Consider the following 15,487-nt stretch of genomic DNA (forward strand, 5'->3'; position numbering starts at 1 on the left):
GCGGCCCCGGAACATCGGGGCCAGCCCTGATGCTCCGGGGCCACGAGAGGTGTCGGCCCGTGCCCCGTTCAGGCGGGGCCGGGCACGGTCGCCGCCCGCCGCGGCAGGGCCCACCGGGAGTACACCAGCGCGCCCAGCAGGGCGACGACGGCGCCGACCGGCGCGATCCAGGAGAAACCGGCGGAGGAGAGCAGAGTGCCTCCGGCGGCGGCGCCCAGTGAGGTGCCCAGATACATGAAGCAGCTGTTCCAGGCCATGACGGAGCCGGTGTTGAGCGGGAAGGCCGCTACCAGCCGGGACTGGTAGGCGGGCAGGCAGGGATAGGCGACGAGGGCGAACAGCCCGAGTGCCGCGATCAGGACGGCGCTCGGGGCGTGGAAGGCGACGTCGAGCAGGACTTCCAGCGCCGAGAGGAGCAGCAGACTGCCGACGACGACACGGCTGGTGCCGTAGCGGTCGGCGAGGCGCCCGCCGCTGAGGCTTCCCACGACCGCACCGATGCCGTAGACGAACAGGGCCGCCGCCACCGATCCCGTCCCCAGATGGGCGACTTCCTCCAACCCGGTGCCGACGTAGGTGTACAGGCTGTAGACGGCGAACGCCCACAGGCCGGTGACGGACACAGCGCGCACCTTGTCCGGCAGCGTCGCCGCTGCCTCCGCCCCGGCCTGCCGGGCTCCACCGGCCACGGCTCCCGCCCTGTTCGGCCAGGCGACCGCGTTGACCACGGCCAGTACGACGGCCAGCGCGCCGAGCCCGACGAAGGTTTCGCGCCAGCTCAGCCAGGAGGCGATGGCCGTGCCCGCGGGAGCGCCGATGGACAGCGAGATCAGGAATCCGGCGGTGGCCACGGCCATCCACGAACCGCGGCGTTCGCTCGGCGCGACCTGGCCGACCAGGGACTGCACCGACGGGGTGACGGCCGCGGCCGACAGACCGGCCAGGACGCGCGCGGCGAGGAGCACGGCGAAGGTCGGGGACACTCCGGTGAGGGCGTTGGCCGCGCCGAAGGCGACGAGTCCGGCGATGAGCACCGCGCGGCGGCCGACGCGGTCGGCGAGGCTGCCGATGAACGGCGCGCCGACCATGTAGGCGACGGAGAAGACGGTGACGGAATTGCCGGCCGTACCTGCCGAAATCCCGTACTCGCGCGCGATGTCGGGGAGGAGCGGGGAGACGACGAAGAGATCGGTGCCGATGGCGAGAAGGGTGATGAAGGCGACGGCGAGAGTGCCGCGGCTCCCGGTGCGCGGCGGGGCGCTGCCCACGGCGTCGGCACGGGGCGACTGGAGTTCTCGGGACATGACACTACTCTAGCGAACTATTCTCCAGAAGACTTTATTTTCGGCGAACTATCTTCCGGGGTCCGTTGTGAGTAGGCTGAGAGCCATGGACGGGCGCGATGAGATCGACCACATGCTCGGGCAGTGGTCGTGGGCTTCCTACGATCTCCCGTTGGAGCCGATGGCGATCTCCAAGCGCATCCAGCGCATGTCCCGCCGCCTGGAGATGCTCGCCGCCGACTCGCTCGCCCCGCTCGGCCTCGAACCGGGCGAGTTCGACGTGCTCGCCACGGTGCTGCGCAGCGGCCCCCCGTTCGAGGTGACGCCGACCTGGCTCAGCCGCTCCCTGCTCATCTCTGCCGCCGGGCTCACCAAACGGCTGGTCCGGCTGGAGGGGCGCGGGCTCGTGACCCGCAGGATGGATCCGCAGGACCGCCGCTCGCTGCTCGTCGCGCTGACCGCCGAGGGCCACGCCCTGGCCGAGAAGGGCGTCACGGTCCACGCCGCCGCCGTGGACGCGCTGATGTCCGCGCTCGGCCGGGACGACCGGGAGCGGCTGGCCGGGCTCCTGCGCGAGCTGCTGCTCAGCCAGGAGGACGAACCGGCCGACCGCTCCGTCTGACACCACCCGTCAGCGGCTGCCCGCCAGCAGGAAGCCGGTGATCGACGCGAAGAACCGGCCGCCGTCCTCCGCTTCGTCCAGCGGACGCCACCAGTCGGCGAGCTGCCCGGCCGTCCACGCAAGCGCGCCGGAACGCTGCGCCTCGGACAGCCGCCCCTCCATCGAACGCCGGAAGAACGCGAACGGCATCCGCACCGTGTACGGCGTGATGGTGATGCCCGCGAGGCCCCGCTCCTGGAAGCGCCGGGCCAGCGACCTGCCGTTCCAGCCGTTGCGGTGACCGTCGCAGAAGCAGTGCACCGCCTCCCGGGTCCTCACGCGGTCCGGGTGGTCCACCGTCAAGGTGTCGAAATCGTAGTCGAAGACGGCGATCCTGCCGCCGGGCCGGGTCACGCGCAGCAGTTCGGCGTCGGCCGCGTCCAGATCGTCGCAGTGCTGCCGCACGAGCTTGGCGGTGGTGGCGTCGAACGCGCCGTCGGCGAAGGTCAGATCGCGCATGTCCTCGACGGCGAACTCGACCGGGAGCGAGGCCCCCTGTGCGGAGCGACGGCGCGCCTCCTCGACCATGGCCGCGCTCACATCGGTGCCGACGACCCGTCCGCCGCCGCCCACCAGCGCGGCGAGTTCCCGTGCGTCGTCGCCGGTGCCCGAACCGATCTCCAGCACGCTCCGGCCGTCCAGGTCGCCGAGGGACGCGGCCAGGCCCTGCCGGATGGCGCGGTATTCGGGCAGCGCGTTGGCGTAGTCCATGAAGTCGATGAACCAGGCCGAACGGTCGGAGGAGTCCACTGCCGAGAACTCTCCGACGTTCTCACCCGCAGCCGATGCCGCTGATGTGCTCGTCGTCATGTCGGTGACCTCCCAGGTCGTCGGTGGTTGAGGGAGAGGGGTGGGGCGGGTCCTGAGGAACTCCGCCGGACCGCGCCCCGAGGTAGGTGAGCACCGCCATGACCCTGCGGTGCTCGTCCGGGTGCTGTTCGAGGCCCAGCTTCTGGTAGACGGTGCGTACGTGGGCCTCGACGGTCTTCGGGCTCAGGCACAGCTGGCTGCTGATCCCGGCGTTGGAACGGCCCTGGGACAGCAGCCGCAGCACCTGCGTCTCACGGCCGCTCAGCCCGCTCAGCGGCGCGGCGCGCGCCACCGCCGACGGCGCGTCGTCCCAGACGGGCCAGCCGAGCTCGAGGGCGATCCGGCTGAGCGCGGGATCGCGGTCGCCCACGACCACCGGATTGCCCACGGTCCGCAGCACGGGCAGGTCCTCCATCCGGCTGCCGTAGGCGTGGCATGCCTGGGTCGGCAGCCTCCGGGTGACGGCCGTCCTGCGTACGGCCTCGGCCTTGCGGCGGCCCGTGAGCGCCAGGCCCAGGGCGCCCGTGTACCGTCCGCCCCGCACTTCCGGGCGGGAGCACAACGCCATGTGGGCGCCGACGTGTTCGGCGACCGGCTCCAGCCATGCGGGCACGGCCGACGAGACGAGCACGATCAGCGCGCCGGACTCCGCATGCCTGCGCAGCGCCGACAGCACCCGCTCGTCGAAGAGGCCGCCCTGTTCGTAACGGCGTCTGAACCAGCGGTGCGCGTGCCGGGACGTCGTCCGCCTGTCCCAGCCCGCGAACCCGCGGCAGGTGAAGGCCTCCCTGGCGTTCAGCAACGTGTGATCGACGTCGAAGAACGCGGCCCTGGTACGGGCGCCGCCCGCGGGATCAGGCAACACTCGCCCGCGCGCGCTCGGTCTCGAGCCGCTTGTCGATCTGCGCGTACTCCTCCGAGGCCCGGGCGATGGCCTCGTCCGTGCCGCACACCACGGGAAGGCCGAAGAGCTGGACGATGGTCTCCAGGCGCTCCTCCAGGGTTCCGCCCACGAGGTGATGCGGAATCTCCAGCTCCTTGAGCGTGCCGAGCAGCATCTCGTCGCACTTCGCGCGGAAGCGGTCGTTCATCGGCCGGTGGCCGTCGCCGGCCAGGGGCAGTTCGTTGCGCAGGTGCACATACGCGTCGAAGGCGCCCTTGACGTGCTGCCGGAAGGCGTGACCGTACTGGGCGACGACGTCCTCGAAGAAACGCATCTCATCCGTCTTCTCCGACTCGGGGACGTACTCCAGGTGCCGGGTCGAGCTGGGGTCCATGCCGAAGTAGCCGCGCGCGGCCCCGTAGATCCACTCCTGGAGCGAGGATCCGTCGGAGATGAAACTGTCCCCGTGCAGGGCTTCCTCCACTGCCCGCCCGACGTGGCGGCGCATCGCCAGCTGGAGATACTCGGGCGGGGTGCACTGGGCCAGGGTCTTGCCCGGCACCGCGTGCGGAAGGATCTCCCGGATGGTCCGGGCGAGGGTGCGGGGGACGCCGGTGTAGTGCGAAAGCGCCATCACCGTCAGGGTCTTGCCCGCGGAATACGTGCCGGAGACTGCGAGCCTCATGTGGGACTCCTCTTGTTGCCGGTCTTGGTGCCGGATTCGGTCAGACTGCTGAAGCGGCCACGGCCGCCGGGAGTTCATGGGCCAGCGAGCAGCGCAGGCGGACTCCTCCGAACTCGCCCGCGACCTCGACGTTCCGCCAGGTCCCGCCGCGCAGCGGCAACAGGTGCTTGCCGGTGATGCGCGTGCTCAGCGGCAAGGGCCCCTCCCCGGCGCCGTCTGCCACGGGGCGGCCGGAGGGCGCGGTCAGGACCGTGCGCAGCATCCACAGGGTGTTGCTCTCGGTACGGCTCATCGCGTCCAGCTCGTACATCAGGATCTGTGCGAGCTGAAGATTGGTGACAAAGCAGTCGATCATCGAGGGCGCGGGGCGCTGTGCGCCCTCGATGCCCGCCGTGGCCGGTGGCGCCGCGTCGTCGCGCACCAGCCGTACCAGCGCTTCGGCGCTCAGCTCGCTCAAGTCCGCCCGGACCGATTCGATGTGCTGCGCGTCGTGGGTGAACCCCGCTCCGTAGTAGCGGCGTTCGGCCGGTCCGAGCAGGTCCTCCAGGGTGTTGTAACGACCGGAGAAGGCGGGCCCCCCGCTCTCGGGGTGCTCGATCTCGCACCGTGCGCGCATCCTGGCGATCCGGCAGTCGTATACGGACGACCACCGGCCGGGGGCCTCGTCCAGCGGGCGTGTCTCCAGCAGCAGCGCCCGGGCGTCCAGGCCGGTCAGCTCCTCCTGCGGTGTGGTGCCCGCGGTGAGCCGGACGCTGCGCAGCCGCAGCTCCGCCCGCTGGTCCTCGTTCAGGGCGTGGGTGTGGGTGAGGTGCGCCTCGGCCAGCTGGGCCGCCAGGACGAGGGTGTCGATGCTGCTGAGGTGGGGCGGAAGGTCGATCCCTTCCTTCTTCCTGGACCAGTCGCCGGGGTAGGCGACGGAGACCTCCGCGGTGACGGCGGCAGGCTGGGCGCCGGGGGGCGTCAGCCGGATGCCACCGATGGTGTGCTCCGCCGCGCGGTACCCGCTGGAGAAGAAGCGCTTCTCCGGCGGGCCCAGGTAGTCGGCGGCCGAGGAGAGCGTGACATGTCCGCCGACGCCTCTCATACCCGCTGCTCCAGCGGGCGGACCGCCTCATACGCCGCGACGAGCTGATCGACCGTGCGGATGTCGGCGATCGACGCGCTCTCGTCCGCGAACGGGTCGGCCCCGAACCGCCCGCTCAGCAGGATGACGAGGCGGGTGAGGGTGAGCGAGTTGAGGCCGAGCCCGACGAGTTCCTCTGACCCGGTGACGGGCACCGGGCTCTCGTCGTCCAGGTCCTCCAGCAGGACTTCCTGTATCTGCCGGATGACGAGGTCCCGTGTGGTGTCGGTCAGCATGTGATCCCTCCGTCTACTACGAGTGTTTGGCCGGTGACGAACGAGGAGCTTCCGGAGGCGAGGAACATGACCGCCTCGGCCACCTCGTCGGTGGTGGCGAGCCGTCCGAGCGGGGTGCGCTTCTTGATGCGAGTCCGATTGGCGTCCGTCACCTGTGAGGTCAGCTCCGAATCGAAGAAGCCCGGCACGACGGAATTCACGCGAATTCCAAAGGCGCCCAGCTCACGGGCGAGGCTGCGGCCGAACCCGTCGATTCCGCTCTTGACTCCCGCATAGACCGCGACGCCGCGATAGCCGCGGACGGAATTGATGGAAGAGACGTTGACGATGGTTCCGCCGCCGGCCCTGCTCATCGCCTTCGCGCATTCCTGGGTGAGCACCATCGGTCCCACGAGATTCGCGCTCACCGATGTCTCGATACGCTTGACCGACATGGTCAGAAACAACTCCTGATGGAGTACGGCGGCATTGTTCACGAGCAGGTCGATACGGCCGAAGCGGCGCTCCGCGGCGAAGACGAAATCCCGGAGTGACGCGATGTCCAGAAGGTCGGCCGACCGCCAGAAGAAATGGTCGGGCCACGATTCCGCGGCCGTCTCCACAAAGGCGTTCACGGAACGGCTGAAGGCGGCGACGCGCCATCCGTCGGACAGCAGACGTTCCACGAGCCGGCGCCCCAGCCCTCTGCTGCCGCCGCTGACGACGGCGGTCCTGCCGCCCGGGGGCCCGGCGGTGCTCATGCCCTGACCTTCTTGAAGCGCTCCGAATGCTGAGCGGCCTGCGAGATCTCCACGGTCACGGGCACCTTGTACCGCTCCAGCCGTTCCCGGCAGTGCTTGCGCACCCGCACCGAGACGGCCGCCGGGTCCTCGTCCGCCATGAGCCGGACGGTCGCCTTGACCGCGGCGCCGGTGATGGGACTCGGCAGGGCCGAGACGGTCACGTCCGCGATGTTGCCCGCCTCCAGGACCACCCCTTCCACTTCGCTGGGATAGACCTTCTCGCCGCCCACGTTGATGATTTCGGAGCGGCGGCCGAGGATGTGCAGGTAGTCGCCGTCCACCCGGACGACGTCCTGGGTGTTGAAGTAGCCGTCCGAGTCGAAGGGCGCGGGGGCGTTGAGATAGCCGAGCATCGCCATGTCGGAGCGGATCCACAGGATGTCGTCCACGATCCGGTACTCGAAGCCCGCGCCCCCGATCCGCAGCCACAGGGTGTCGTCGCTCTTGGACCGGGTGGGCAGGATGCCCAGCTCGGACAGGCCGTACGTCTGCTTGAGCCGGGTCTCGGGCAGCGCGGCCGTCAGCCGGCGCAGCGTCTGGAGCGGCATGGGTTCGGTGCCGTAGGTGACCAGCTTCAGCGACGAGCTGTCGTACCGCTCCAGGGCACCGGAGATCAGGGCCATGTTCAGGAACGTCGGGGTGGTCGGCAGGATCTCGGCCCGGTGCTCGGCAATGGCCCGGAAGACGGCGTCCGGGGTGCGCTCCGGAACGGTGATGACGGTGCCGCCCTGGCTGAGCGTGTGCAGCAGGGTGTTGATGCCGCCGATGTGGTCGAGGCTCAGGAAGGACAGGATGCGGCACGCCTTGGTGGGCGCCCCGTACCGGCCGAGCACCTTCACGAAGTCGAGCACGGACGCCTTGCTCCGACCGGTGGTTCCGGAGCTGAACAGCACCAGACCGGGACGGCCCGCCTCCCGCAGCCGGGCGAAGAGCTGGTGCCGTGCGTGGACCCCGGTGTGCTCGACAGCGGATGCCCCGCCGGACCCGGCCCCGACGACGGTCTCCACTTCGGCGATCTCGAGGAATTCCCGGCGCTTGTCCTCGGGAAGGGGGCCGAGCGGCACGACGAGCGTGTCCAGCCGAATCAGTGCGAGCAGTGCGGCACATGAGGTGGGAGAGCACGCGCCCTCCAGCGCGGTGACCGTTCCGGCGGTCACCCCTTCCTTCCGTAAGTACCGGATCCAGGAATCGACTTCGTGAGCGAGCTGCGCATAGCTGAAGCTTTCGCCGTTGAATACCATGCATTCGGCGGCAGCGAATTCACGCAGCCTGGCAAAGAACGACTCCTTCACGTCGCGACGCGCGGGCTCTCCGTGCTCGGGCATCCCGTGCTCCTGTCCGTCCGATAATTCAGTGGCCGGTCCTGAATCTCTCCGACGGGCCTGCCACGGCACAAGGAATCGACTGGAGAGAGCGGCAACTATGCCAAGTTGGCGAAGACGTAGTGGAATGCGCCGCAATGATGCGACAGCCATCCCCCGGGGGGGGCCGACAAACGGATCATGAACATCTTTACCGGAATCCAGCGGACGAATCGGATGCACGCGGGCATGCGCTCGCCCGTCCGGCCGCCCCTGCCCCGACACTCCGCGATAGCCGGTTGAGGACCCCGGTGTGCTTTGCAATTATTGGACGCATCAGTTCCGAGCGGCCCGTGCCGGTCGCTGGGGTACGTGACTCTGACGAGCGATTGCGGGGGCGGTCGGATGGCAGCAGCGCGAGTTTCCCCGAGGAGCGTGCCAAAGCGATGACGCCTTCCCTCTCCTTCCGTCGACGCCACACCAGGAAGAGGCAGATCAGGCAGCTGCTTTCGGAAAGCGAGGCCAGGCTCGACACGTTGGGGGCGCCCGATCCCTGTGACATGACGGGGCTCATCGAGTGCCTCAGCCGCCTGCGGAACCGTCCGATCGAACTGCTCGCGGCCTCCGTCGACGCGGCGCACCCCTCGGGGGTGTGGGTCTCGCTGTCGGCGCTGGACCTGGTGATCTACGAGGCGAACACCAGCAAGCTGCACCAGGCGCACATCATCGCCCATGAGCTGGGGCACGTCGTCTACGGGCACTGCGGTGGCGGGCAGGTGGACGACGCCACCGCGCGGTTGCTCTTCCCCGGGCTCGAACCGAGCCTGGTGCGCGAGATGCTGAACCGGGCCGAGTACTCCGACCAGCACGAACTGGAGGCCGAGGTCATGGCGTCGGTCATCCTCCGCCGCATCAACCGCCCGGCCCAGGGCATCAGGCCGACCGGCGGTTCACCCAGATCCGACGTTCTCGAGAGGCTTGAGCGGTCGCTCTCGGTGAACGCCGGAGCGGGCGCGTGACGACCCTCCTCCACTCGTTATGCCTCACGGTCGGCACCATGGTGTTCGCCTGGAAGGTGCGAGGACTGATCCACCGGCCCCGTGAACTCGGCAGCGTCGCCTTCTGCGTCTACGCGGGCCTCTCCGCGTTCGGCTATCTGGTGCTCCTGCCCCCGGTGTATGTGGTCGTCGACAAGCTGACCGGCATTCCGAACAGTTCCGGAATGCTCTCCGCGGTCAGCGTTCTGGGGCTCACGGCGGCGCAGCAGGTCCTGCTGATGCGCTGGGCCTACCCCGACGCACAGGCCAGACCCAGGATCCGGTCGCGGATGCTGTTCTGGTTCCTGATGTTCGCGGTCTACCTCACGATGTTCTTCCTGTTCATGCCCGGCGAGCAGCGCTTCCACGACTTCTACGTCCGCTACAGCCTGCACCTGGGACAGGCGCCCTACCTGTCCGTGTACATCATCGCCTGCATCGTCGGGCAACTGGACGTCGTACGCCACTGCTGGATGTACGCGAGGATCGCCGACCTTCCCTGGCTGCGGCGCGGGATGCTGACGACCACCGTCGGCGCGTCGACGATCCTGCTGTACTGCGCGATCCGGGTGGCCGACATCCTGGCGGGCCCGCTCCACGCCGATCTGAGGTCTCTGGACGGCATCGCCTGGGCCTGCGGGGATCTGGGCTCGGCGCTGGCCCTGATCGGCTGGGTGCTGCCCAGCGCGGGGGGACGGCTGTCGGCGGTCGGCACCTGGGTCAGGGACTACCATCGGCACAACTCCCTCTATCCGCTGTGGAAGGCGCTGCACGAGGCCGTGCCGTGCGTCGCGCTGGACCCACCGCGCTCGCGCCTCCGGGACGTCCTGCGAATCCGGAACATCAACTTCTGGCTGTACCGTCGGGTCATCGAGATCCAGGACGCGCAACGCGCCCTGCGGCCGCGGATCGAGAGCGCCCTGGAGGGGATCGACCAGGGGCGGGACGCCCCTTCGGCGTCCGCGGACGAGCGGCTGCCGATGGCCCTCGCCGCGGCTCGGCTCCAGGCGGCCCGGCGGGTGCGTGAGGCGACCGCCGACGGCACGGAGGACGGGGACGCGCCCGCCGAAGCCCGCTCCACCGATCTGTCGGGCGAGGTCGCGTGGCTCACCGAGGTCAGCCGCGCGTTCATGGCCCACTACCGGGGGTCCTCGGGCGGCCGGCGGCCGGGCGACCCGGTCAGGACGTCACGTCTGTTCGACAGGTCGTAGACCGCCCGCTGATGGTGTTTCACGCCCAGCTCGAGCGCCACGTCACGGTCGGCCACCAGCTGCACGATGCTCAGGACGACCCGCTGGTTGGCCCTGTCGTACCAGGCCCCCACGTGCAGATCGCGGTGGGACGCCAGCCTCGCTGCGTTCTCCCCCAGGTAGCGCATGAGCGTCCTGCCGCCCGCCGCGTCACGGCCGAAGAACACCGAGGCTTTCTCGACGTGGGCCCCGACTCCCGTTCCGACCACGTAACCGCTCGTCGGAGCCCGGCCGTCGCGCGGGTCGATGGTGAATCCGCTGTCGGTACGGACCTGTTCGACCAGCGAGTCGATCTCGGACTCGACCGCCGGGAAACGTCCCCCGGGGTGGCGCTCCGGCCGCTTTCTGGCGTCCGCGACGGCAGGGAGAGCGCATGCGGCGAGCGCCGCGAGCAGCACGGTGACGCGGGACAGGGCGGTGCGACGGCCCGGGCACACCGCGCGGGAGCGAGCGGCCGCCCCTCCCCCGCCCGCCGGCCTCAGAGGTTCGGACATTCCGCCTCCGTTGTACGAACGACAGGGCTGTGGCTTGCAGTTCAGCACTCTAGTAAATAATTCACCAGAACAATATCCCCCGGCGAAGCGTAAAGAGACGGAGCACCTGGGCGCTCAGGCGCACGACCGGTCTCCCGCGACAGCCGTGCCCCCATGGCGCGGGGCGCTCCAGTGGTGCGGGACGGCCGAGGCGCCCCCCGCGCGAATGCGGTCGAAGGCGAACGCGGCCGAGGCCATCGTCATGTGGCGGTGCCAGCCCCCGTAGGACCGGCCCTCGAAGTCCCCTACGCCGAACCCCTCCTGGAGTGCGGCCAGGTCCCACTCGTGCCGCTTCCATACCCGGTCAGCCCCCGCCACGGCCCGGGCACTCCAGCCGCTCATGTTCGTCAGCCAGAAGCGGGCGCCCTGCCCGCCCGCCGAGCCGTCGTACGCGGCGAGCAGACGGACCTTCGCCGCGTGCGGACGGGAGCCCGAGAGCCGGACGAGCGAGGACATGAGTCCGCTCGTCCGGGGACAGGTGCGGAGCATCGCCTCGGGCGGCGTTTCCAGCATCCTCGTCGAGGGGGCGACCTCGATGAGGAATTCCATCTTGCGATCGTCGAGCCCCTGGAGGAGTTCGTCCCCGGCGTGCACACCCCTGAGGTCCGCGACCACGGGCAGCACGGGCGCGCCCCATTGCGCGCGGGCGGTATCCAGCAGATCGAGAGCCCCCTGCCAGGCGGTACGGATGGCGTAGTCCTCCGGTATGCGCGCCTTGGCCCGCAGACTCCCGTCGTTCAACCAGCGCTCGGACAGCAGAATCCGCCAGGAGACGGGGATGCTCGCCACCTCGGAGGTGAGGAACAGCCCGACGCCGACCTGCCCGTTGACCGTTCGCTGCATCCTGGGGGCGAAGTACTGGCCGACCCCGACGGACTGGCTTCCGCGCTTCGGCAGGACCAGCGAGTCCACCACCCACACCTTCGGCGTGAGGAACCGCAGGACTTCGGCGGCCACGTCCCCGGCCAGCGCGTCCCACTTCCACGGGCTCTGGTTGACGAACTGGTGCAGGGAGTGGGCCGCCGCGGGCATTCCGATGCAGTCGGCGATGCGCTTCAGCGACTTCTTCCCCGTCGAGGAGAGCAGCCCTCTGACATACAGCTCCGCCCATCCGCGCTGGTCGGCCCGGGGTAAGGAGGAAAACACCCGGCGGGTGAACTGCGAGAGTTCCGCGTCGTCGCAGTCGTTCGCACGGGCCGCACTCAAGGTGTTCCAGCTCATCTCGTCTCCTGCCGCCACGGAATCGGCGGGCGCTCGCAGAAGGGGAATCACGCACCCGTCGGCGCCGCGACGCCCGGTGTTCCGACGTCGGTCACAAGCCGCACCGGTCCCTCATACGTCCCCCGTCCGAGTCTCCTGTTAGTTGAGCCGCATCAACTACCAGTTGAATCTCAAGCCGCGACTACGGTAGCTGAACTACTGTGGGTTGTGAATGTGGCCTAGGTCACTCATTCTCTCAACTGGCAGTAGCTACGATGAGTCGGACACGACCTCGCACCACGGCGTTGGAGAGACCATGCCCCCTGGGGAAGACAAGCCGGCCTTCGCCGAACGGCTCGACGGGCTGTTCAAGCGGAGCCGCCCCCATGGACGGCGGTGGACCAACGACGAGGTGGCGACCGAGATCAAGGCCCGCGACCCCGACCTCAAGGTCAGCGGCGCGTATCTCTCCGCCCTGCGCATCGGACGGCGCACCAACCCCTCGCGGGAGCTCCAGGCGGCGCTCGCGAAGTTCTTCGGTGTGGCGCCCGCGTACTTCTTCGACCCGGAGTACTTCGACCAGGCCACTCGGCAGTTGGCCCTGCTCGACGAGCTGCGCCAGGCCGATGTGCGGTCCATCGCGCTGCGCACGGTCGGGCTCCCCGGGGAGAGCCTGGAAGCCGTGACGGCCATGCTCGACCAGATCCGCAAGCTCCACGGGCTGCCTCCGGTCGAGGAGTGAGGACCGGCCCGTGATTCGATGGAGCCCTGCTTCCGTACGGGAGGTCCGGGGCACTCCATGATCCGACGCGTACTCGCGGCCGCGGTGAGCCTGGCCGCGCTGATCACCGTCCCCTCGGCTGCCCCCACGGTGTCGCGCCCGTTGTCGGTGGCCACCGACAAGGGTGCGGTCGAGGGAACCGCGGCGGGCGGGGTCGGCCGGTTCCTCGGCGTCCCGTACGCCGCGCCGCCGGTCGGCGACCGGCGTTGGCAGCCGCCCGCGCCCGCGCCCGCATGGCGCGGTGTCCGGTCGGCGGACCGGCCCGGTGCGGCCTGCGCCCAGACGGCCACCGGCGGTGGCGCGGGCACGAGCGAGGACTGTCTGCACCTCAACGTCTACGCCCCCGAACGGCGCACGGACCGTCCGCTGCCGGTGCTGTTCTGGATCCACGGCGGGGGCTTCATGAGCGGTTCGGGCGACCTCTACGACGGCTCACAGCTCGCACGGACCAGCAACATCGTGGTCGTCACGATCAACTACCGGCTGGGCGTGTTCGGCTTCCTCGACCTGCCCGGGCTGAGCGCGCGGGGCGGTGGCAACTACGGCCTGCTCGACCAGCAGGCGGCGCTGCGCTGGACCCAGCGGAACATCGCCGCGTTCGGCGGGGACCCCGGCCGCGTGACGGTATCGGGCGAGTCGGCCGGTGGCCAGTCCGTATGCGCCCTGATGGCCTCGCCCCCGGCCCGCGGCCTGTTCGACCGTGCCATCATGCAGAGCGGTGGCTGCCCGAGTCTCACATCCGCGCAGGCCACCGCGCGGGGCAAGAGCTACGCCACCGCCGCGGGCTGCGGTGATTCCGCGGCGACCGTGTCCTGCCTGCGGGCCAAGCGGCCGGACGAGTTGCTGGCCGCCGGGCGCGACTTCGGTGGCATCCTGAACGGCCCCCTGCCCGTGTCCGGGGTTCCCGAACTGCCCGTCGCGCCGGGCGTGGCGGTGCGCTCCGGCAGGTTCGCCGACGTCCCCCTCCTCATCGGCACCAACCGCGACGAGATCCGCAAGTGGGCCCTGCCGTTCGCGCACGCCACCAAGGAGCAGTACGAGCGGGTGATCGGGCAGCAATTCGGCCCCCACGCCGCCGGGGTCCTCGCCCGCTATCCCTACGACGCCCGCGACCGCACGTACGGCGCGGCGTACCCCCTGGGCGCGCTGTGGACCGACAGCAGCGTGTTCTACGGGATGGGCGGCTGCCAATACCAGCGCCTGGCGGACCAGTTCGCGTCCCGGCAGCCCCGGACGTACTTCTACGAATTCGGCGACCGCAACCAGCCCTCGCACGGTCCCACCCAGCCCGGTTTCGCGGCGGGCGCGGCCCATGCCGCCGAGCTTCCCTACCTGTGGCCCAGCATGTCCCCCAAGCCGCTGACACCGGAGCAACAGCACCTGTCGCGCGCGATGATGCGCTACTGGGGCGCGTTCGTCAGGGACGGGAACCCCACGACGCACCACCAGGCGCCGTGGCCGTCGTACCGCGCCGCCAAGCTCATGTCGCTGCTGCCCGGCGACCGCAGCAGGGCGGTCAACTCCGGGGCGTACGCGGCACGACACCGGTGTTCCTTCTGGAACGGGATCGACTACGACTGGCTGACCACCGACCCGATGTACCTCGCCCAGCGGGCCGGAGTCCGCGCACACTGAACCCCGGCCCCGGTGGGGGTCACCGGTGGCGGGTGGCGAGGGTGGCGATGTCGATGACGAAGCGGTAGCGCACGTCCGAGGCGAGGATCCGTTCGCTTCATGAGCAGGGAGACCACGTTGAGGGACAGCGGCTCGTCGGGTGCGCCGACGTTGGCCATGCCACCGTTCACGCCGGTGGCGTGGTAGTGGTCGGCGCCCATGGCGTGCGCGAGCTTGACGGCCATGTGGCCGAGGCCGCCCAGTCCGACGACCGCCACCCTCTTGCCGGGGCCCGCGCCGAAGCGGCGCAGCGGTGAGTACGTGGTGATGCCCGCGCACAGCAGCGGCGCCGCCTCGTCCAGGCCGATGCCCTCGGGGACGCGGACCACGAAGTCGTCGTTCACCACGACATGGGTGGAGTAGCCGCCCTGGGTGACGGTGCCGTCCTCGTCGGTGGCGCCGTAGGTGAGGGTGTGCCCCTTCAGGCAGTACTGCTCCTCACCCGTCGGCAGGGCTCGCAGGCCCGGCAGGAGTTGACCATGCAGCCGACCCCGACCCGGTCGCCGACGGCGTGCGCGGTGACCCCGCAGCCGACCTCGGTGACGATGCCCGCGATCTCATGGCCGGGGACGATCGGGTAGGTCTGCCCGCCCCATTCGCTGCGGGCGTGGTGGATGTCGGAGTGGCAGATGCGGGGAGTGGCGTTCGGCGGAGTGACGGACCCCCCATTGGAGGGACCCTGAGCCCACAATCCTCACCCAAGGGGCAATATACCGAGGGAGCCGGGCATATCCGGCCAGCCAGCCCAGCAAAGCTCAGCAAGGAGACCCCATGCGTATCCAGACGGCCCTGTCCACGCTCGCCCTCGCCGCCGCGGCCCTCACCGTCGGCGCGACCGGCGCCGCGGCCGCCGACGGACCGGATGTCAACGTCTACAACTCCAGCAACACGACCTTCCCCGGCGTGTGCGCCAGCAACCAGTTCTCCTTCGTCACCGTCCCCGTCAACCTCGTAGGCGCGTCGGACTCCAGCTCGTGCGGGGCCCACTGATCGGCACCGATCGCGGACTACTCACACGCACCGGGGCCGTTCCGGTGGCGCTGCGCCACGCGGAACGGCCCCTTGATGACGGGCGCTCAGCGGAGCCCGCGTCAGCTCTGCGCCTCTGGACACCTGACAAAAGTGGTGGACTTGACCTGGCCAGAGGTCGGTGTCGTGCACCAGGCCGCCGGGTAGCGGGATGCGGTCAGCCGCGTCATCGCACGCGATAAACCGGGCGACGTCGGCGATCATCCCCGGGATACTGGT

16 protein-coding genes and 1 pseudogene are annotated in these 15,487 nt (G+C 70.0%); 6 read left to right on the forward strand and 11 right to left on the reverse strand.

The annotated features are described in order from the left end of the window. Positions 1 to 68: 68 nt before the first annotated feature. The gene (locus LCH29_RS23335) at positions 69 to 1,304 is read right to left on the reverse strand and encodes an MFS transporter (RefSeq protein ID WP_446463681.1); all 1,236 of its coding nucleotides are present in this window, start codon (positions 1,302 to 1,304) and stop codon (positions 69 to 71) included. A gap of 85 nt (positions 1,305 to 1,389) precedes the next feature. Here LCH29_RS23335 and LCH29_RS23340 point away from each other — a divergent pair, with 85 nt between their 5' ends. After that, the gene (locus LCH29_RS23340; RefSeq protein WP_446463682.1) at positions 1,390 to 1,905 is read left to right on the forward strand and encodes a MarR family winged helix-turn-helix transcriptional regulator; all 516 of its coding nucleotides are present in this window, start codon (positions 1,390 to 1,392) and stop codon (positions 1,903 to 1,905) included. Between the two features lie 9 nt (positions 1,906 to 1,914). Here LCH29_RS23340 and LCH29_RS23345 read toward each other — a convergent pair whose 3' ends face one another. Genes LCH29_RS23345 through LCH29_RS23375 form a run of 7 tightly spaced genes read right to left on the reverse strand, consistent with a single transcriptional unit; the run spans position 1,915 to position 7,788 of the window. Next, the gene (locus LCH29_RS23345) at positions 1,915 to 2,754 is read right to left on the reverse strand and encodes a methyltransferase domain-containing protein (protein ID WP_446463683.1); all 840 of its coding nucleotides are present in this window, start codon (positions 2,752 to 2,754) and stop codon (positions 1,915 to 1,917) included. Further along, positions 2,717 to 3,616: a haloacid dehalogenase-like hydrolase gene (locus LCH29_RS23350; protein WP_446463684.1), complete on the reverse strand. Its 900-nt coding sequence runs from the start codon at positions 3,614 to 3,616 to the stop codon at positions 2,717 to 2,719. Before LCH29_RS23350 ends, LCH29_RS23345 begins: the two co-directional genes overlap by 38 nt. Next, positions 3,609 to 4,322, reverse strand: coding sequence for an AAA family ATPase (locus LCH29_RS23355; protein ID WP_446463685.1), 714 nt, complete (start codon positions 4,320 to 4,322; stop codon positions 3,609 to 3,611). The genes LCH29_RS23350 and LCH29_RS23355 overlap by 8 nt, the downstream gene beginning before the upstream one ends. 40 nt (positions 4,323 to 4,362) lie before the next feature. Continuing rightward, positions 4,363 to 5,406, reverse strand: a complete 1,044-nt coding sequence (locus LCH29_RS23360) for an AvrD family protein (protein WP_446463686.1) — start codon at positions 5,404 to 5,406, stop codon at positions 4,363 to 4,365. Continuing rightward, the gene (locus LCH29_RS23365) at positions 5,403 to 5,681 is read right to left on the reverse strand and encodes a phosphopantetheine-binding protein (protein ID WP_446463687.1); all 279 of its coding nucleotides are present in this window, start codon (positions 5,679 to 5,681) and stop codon (positions 5,403 to 5,405) included. The genes LCH29_RS23360 and LCH29_RS23365 overlap by 4 nt, the downstream gene beginning before the upstream one ends. Next, the gene (locus tag LCH29_RS23370; RefSeq protein WP_446463688.1) at positions 5,675 to 6,421 is read right to left on the reverse strand and encodes an SDR family NAD(P)-dependent oxidoreductase; all 747 of its coding nucleotides are present in this window, start codon (positions 6,419 to 6,421) and stop codon (positions 5,675 to 5,677) included. Before LCH29_RS23370 ends, LCH29_RS23365 begins: the two co-directional genes overlap by 7 nt. Beyond that, complete coding sequence (locus LCH29_RS23375; RefSeq protein WP_446463689.1) at positions 6,418 to 7,788, reverse strand: class I adenylate-forming enzyme family protein; 1,371 nt, start codon at positions 7,786 to 7,788, stop codon at positions 6,418 to 6,420. Before LCH29_RS23375 ends, LCH29_RS23370 begins: the two co-directional genes overlap by 4 nt. Before the next feature lie 536 nt (positions 7,789 to 8,324). Between LCH29_RS23375 and LCH29_RS23380 the strand changes: the two genes are divergently transcribed. Both LCH29_RS23380 and LCH29_RS23385 read left to right on the forward strand, forming a co-directional pair. Further along, a complete protein-coding gene (locus LCH29_RS23380; protein ID WP_446463690.1) occupies positions 8,325 to 8,783 on the forward strand; it encodes a toxin in 459 nt (152 codons plus the stop codon). Further along, positions 8,780 to 10,012 (forward strand): MAB_1171c family putative transporter, encoded by a 1,233-nt coding sequence (locus LCH29_RS23385; protein WP_446463691.1) that lies wholly within the window; start codon positions 8,780 to 8,782, stop codon positions 10,010 to 10,012. Before LCH29_RS23380 ends, LCH29_RS23385 begins: the two co-directional genes overlap by 4 nt. Here LCH29_RS23385 and LCH29_RS23390 read toward each other — a convergent pair. Together LCH29_RS23390 and LCH29_RS23395 are read right to left on the reverse strand one after the other, a co-directional pair. Next, on the reverse strand, positions 9,940 to 10,545 hold the full coding sequence (locus tag LCH29_RS23390) for a hypothetical protein (RefSeq protein WP_446463692.1): 606 nt from the start codon (positions 10,543 to 10,545) through the stop codon (positions 9,940 to 9,942). The genes LCH29_RS23385 and LCH29_RS23390 overlap by 73 nt on opposite strands. 114 nt (positions 10,546 to 10,659) lie before the next feature. Next, positions 10,660 to 11,805 carry an IS701 family transposase gene (locus LCH29_RS23395; protein ID WP_446463693.1) on the reverse strand — a complete coding sequence of 382 codons (1,146 nt, stop codon included), beginning with the start codon at positions 11,803 to 11,805 and terminating at the stop codon, positions 10,660 to 10,662. 295 nt (positions 11,806 to 12,100) lie between these two features. On the opposite strand from LCH29_RS23395, the gene LCH29_RS23400 reads away from it, so the two are divergent. Next, entirely contained in the window at positions 12,101 to 12,526 is a 426-nt protein-coding gene (locus LCH29_RS23400) for an XRE family transcriptional regulator (RefSeq protein ID WP_446463694.1), read from the forward strand. Between the two features lie 57 nt (positions 12,527 to 12,583). Next, positions 12,584 to 14,200: a carboxylesterase/lipase family protein gene (locus tag LCH29_RS23405; protein WP_446463695.1), complete on the forward strand. Its 1,617-nt coding sequence runs from the start codon at positions 12,584 to 12,586 to the stop codon at positions 14,198 to 14,200. Between the two features lie 19 nt (positions 14,201 to 14,219). Here the strand turns inward: LCH29_RS23405 and LCH29_RS23410 are convergent. Next, positions 14,220 to 14,930: pseudogene (locus LCH29_RS23410) on the reverse strand (NAD(P)-dependent alcohol dehydrogenase). An 80-nt stretch (positions 14,931 to 15,010) separates the two neighbouring features. On the opposite strand from LCH29_RS23410, the gene LCH29_RS23415 reads away from it, so the two are divergent. Then, entirely contained in the window at positions 15,011 to 15,229 is a 219-nt protein-coding gene (locus LCH29_RS23415; RefSeq protein WP_446463696.1) for a hypothetical protein, read from the forward strand. Positions 15,230 to 15,487: the final 258 nt, after the last annotated feature.

The organism is Streptomyces sp. BRA346, assembly GCF_052851135.1.

Bases quoted from the DNA above. Each gene is read 5' to 3' on its own strand.
- LCH29_RS23335 (WP_446463681.1), bottom strand. From the start codon at position 1,304: ATGTCCCGAGAACTCCAGTCGCCCCGTGCCGACGCCGTGGGCAGCGCC.
- LCH29_RS23340 (WP_446463682.1), top strand. From the start codon at position 1,390: ATGGACGGGCGCGATGAGATCGACCACATGCTCGGGCAGTGGTCGTGG.
- LCH29_RS23345 (WP_446463683.1), bottom strand. From the start codon at position 2,754: ATGACGACGAGCACATCAGCGGCATCGGCTGCGGGTGAGAACGTCGGA.
- LCH29_RS23355 (WP_446463685.1), bottom strand. From the start codon at position 4,322: ATGAGGCTCGCAGTCTCCGGCACGTATTCCGCGGGCAAGACCCTGACG.
- LCH29_RS23360 (WP_446463686.1), bottom strand. From the start codon at position 5,406: ATGAGAGGCGTCGGCGGACATGTCACGCTCTCCTCGGCCGCCGACTAC.
- LCH29_RS23365 (WP_446463687.1), bottom strand. From the start codon at position 5,681: ATGCTGACCGACACCACACGGGACCTCGTCATCCGGCAGATACAGGAA.
- LCH29_RS23370 (WP_446463688.1), bottom strand. From the start codon at position 6,421: ATGAGCACCGCCGGGCCCCCGGGCGGCAGGACCGCCGTCGTCAGCGGC.
- LCH29_RS23375 (WP_446463689.1), bottom strand. From the start codon at position 7,788: ATGCCCGAGCACGGAGAGCCCGCGCGTCGCGACGTGAAGGAGTCGTTC.
- LCH29_RS23380 (WP_446463690.1), top strand. From the start codon at position 8,325: ATGACGGGGCTCATCGAGTGCCTCAGCCGCCTGCGGAACCGTCCGATC.
- LCH29_RS23390 (WP_446463692.1), bottom strand. From the start codon at position 10,545: ATGTCCGAACCTCTGAGGCCGGCGGGCGGGGGAGGGGCGGCCGCTCGC.
- LCH29_RS23395 (WP_446463693.1), bottom strand. From the start codon at position 11,805: ATGAGCTGGAACACCTTGAGTGCGGCCCGTGCGAACGACTGCGACGAC.
- LCH29_RS23400 (WP_446463694.1), top strand. From the start codon at position 12,101: ATGCCCCCTGGGGAAGACAAGCCGGCCTTCGCCGAACGGCTCGACGGG.
- LCH29_RS23405 (WP_446463695.1), top strand. From the start codon at position 12,584: ATGATCCGACGCGTACTCGCGGCCGCGGTGAGCCTGGCCGCGCTGATC.
- LCH29_RS23415 (WP_446463696.1), top strand. From the start codon at position 15,011: ATGCGTATCCAGACGGCCCTGTCCACGCTCGCCCTCGCCGCCGCGGCC.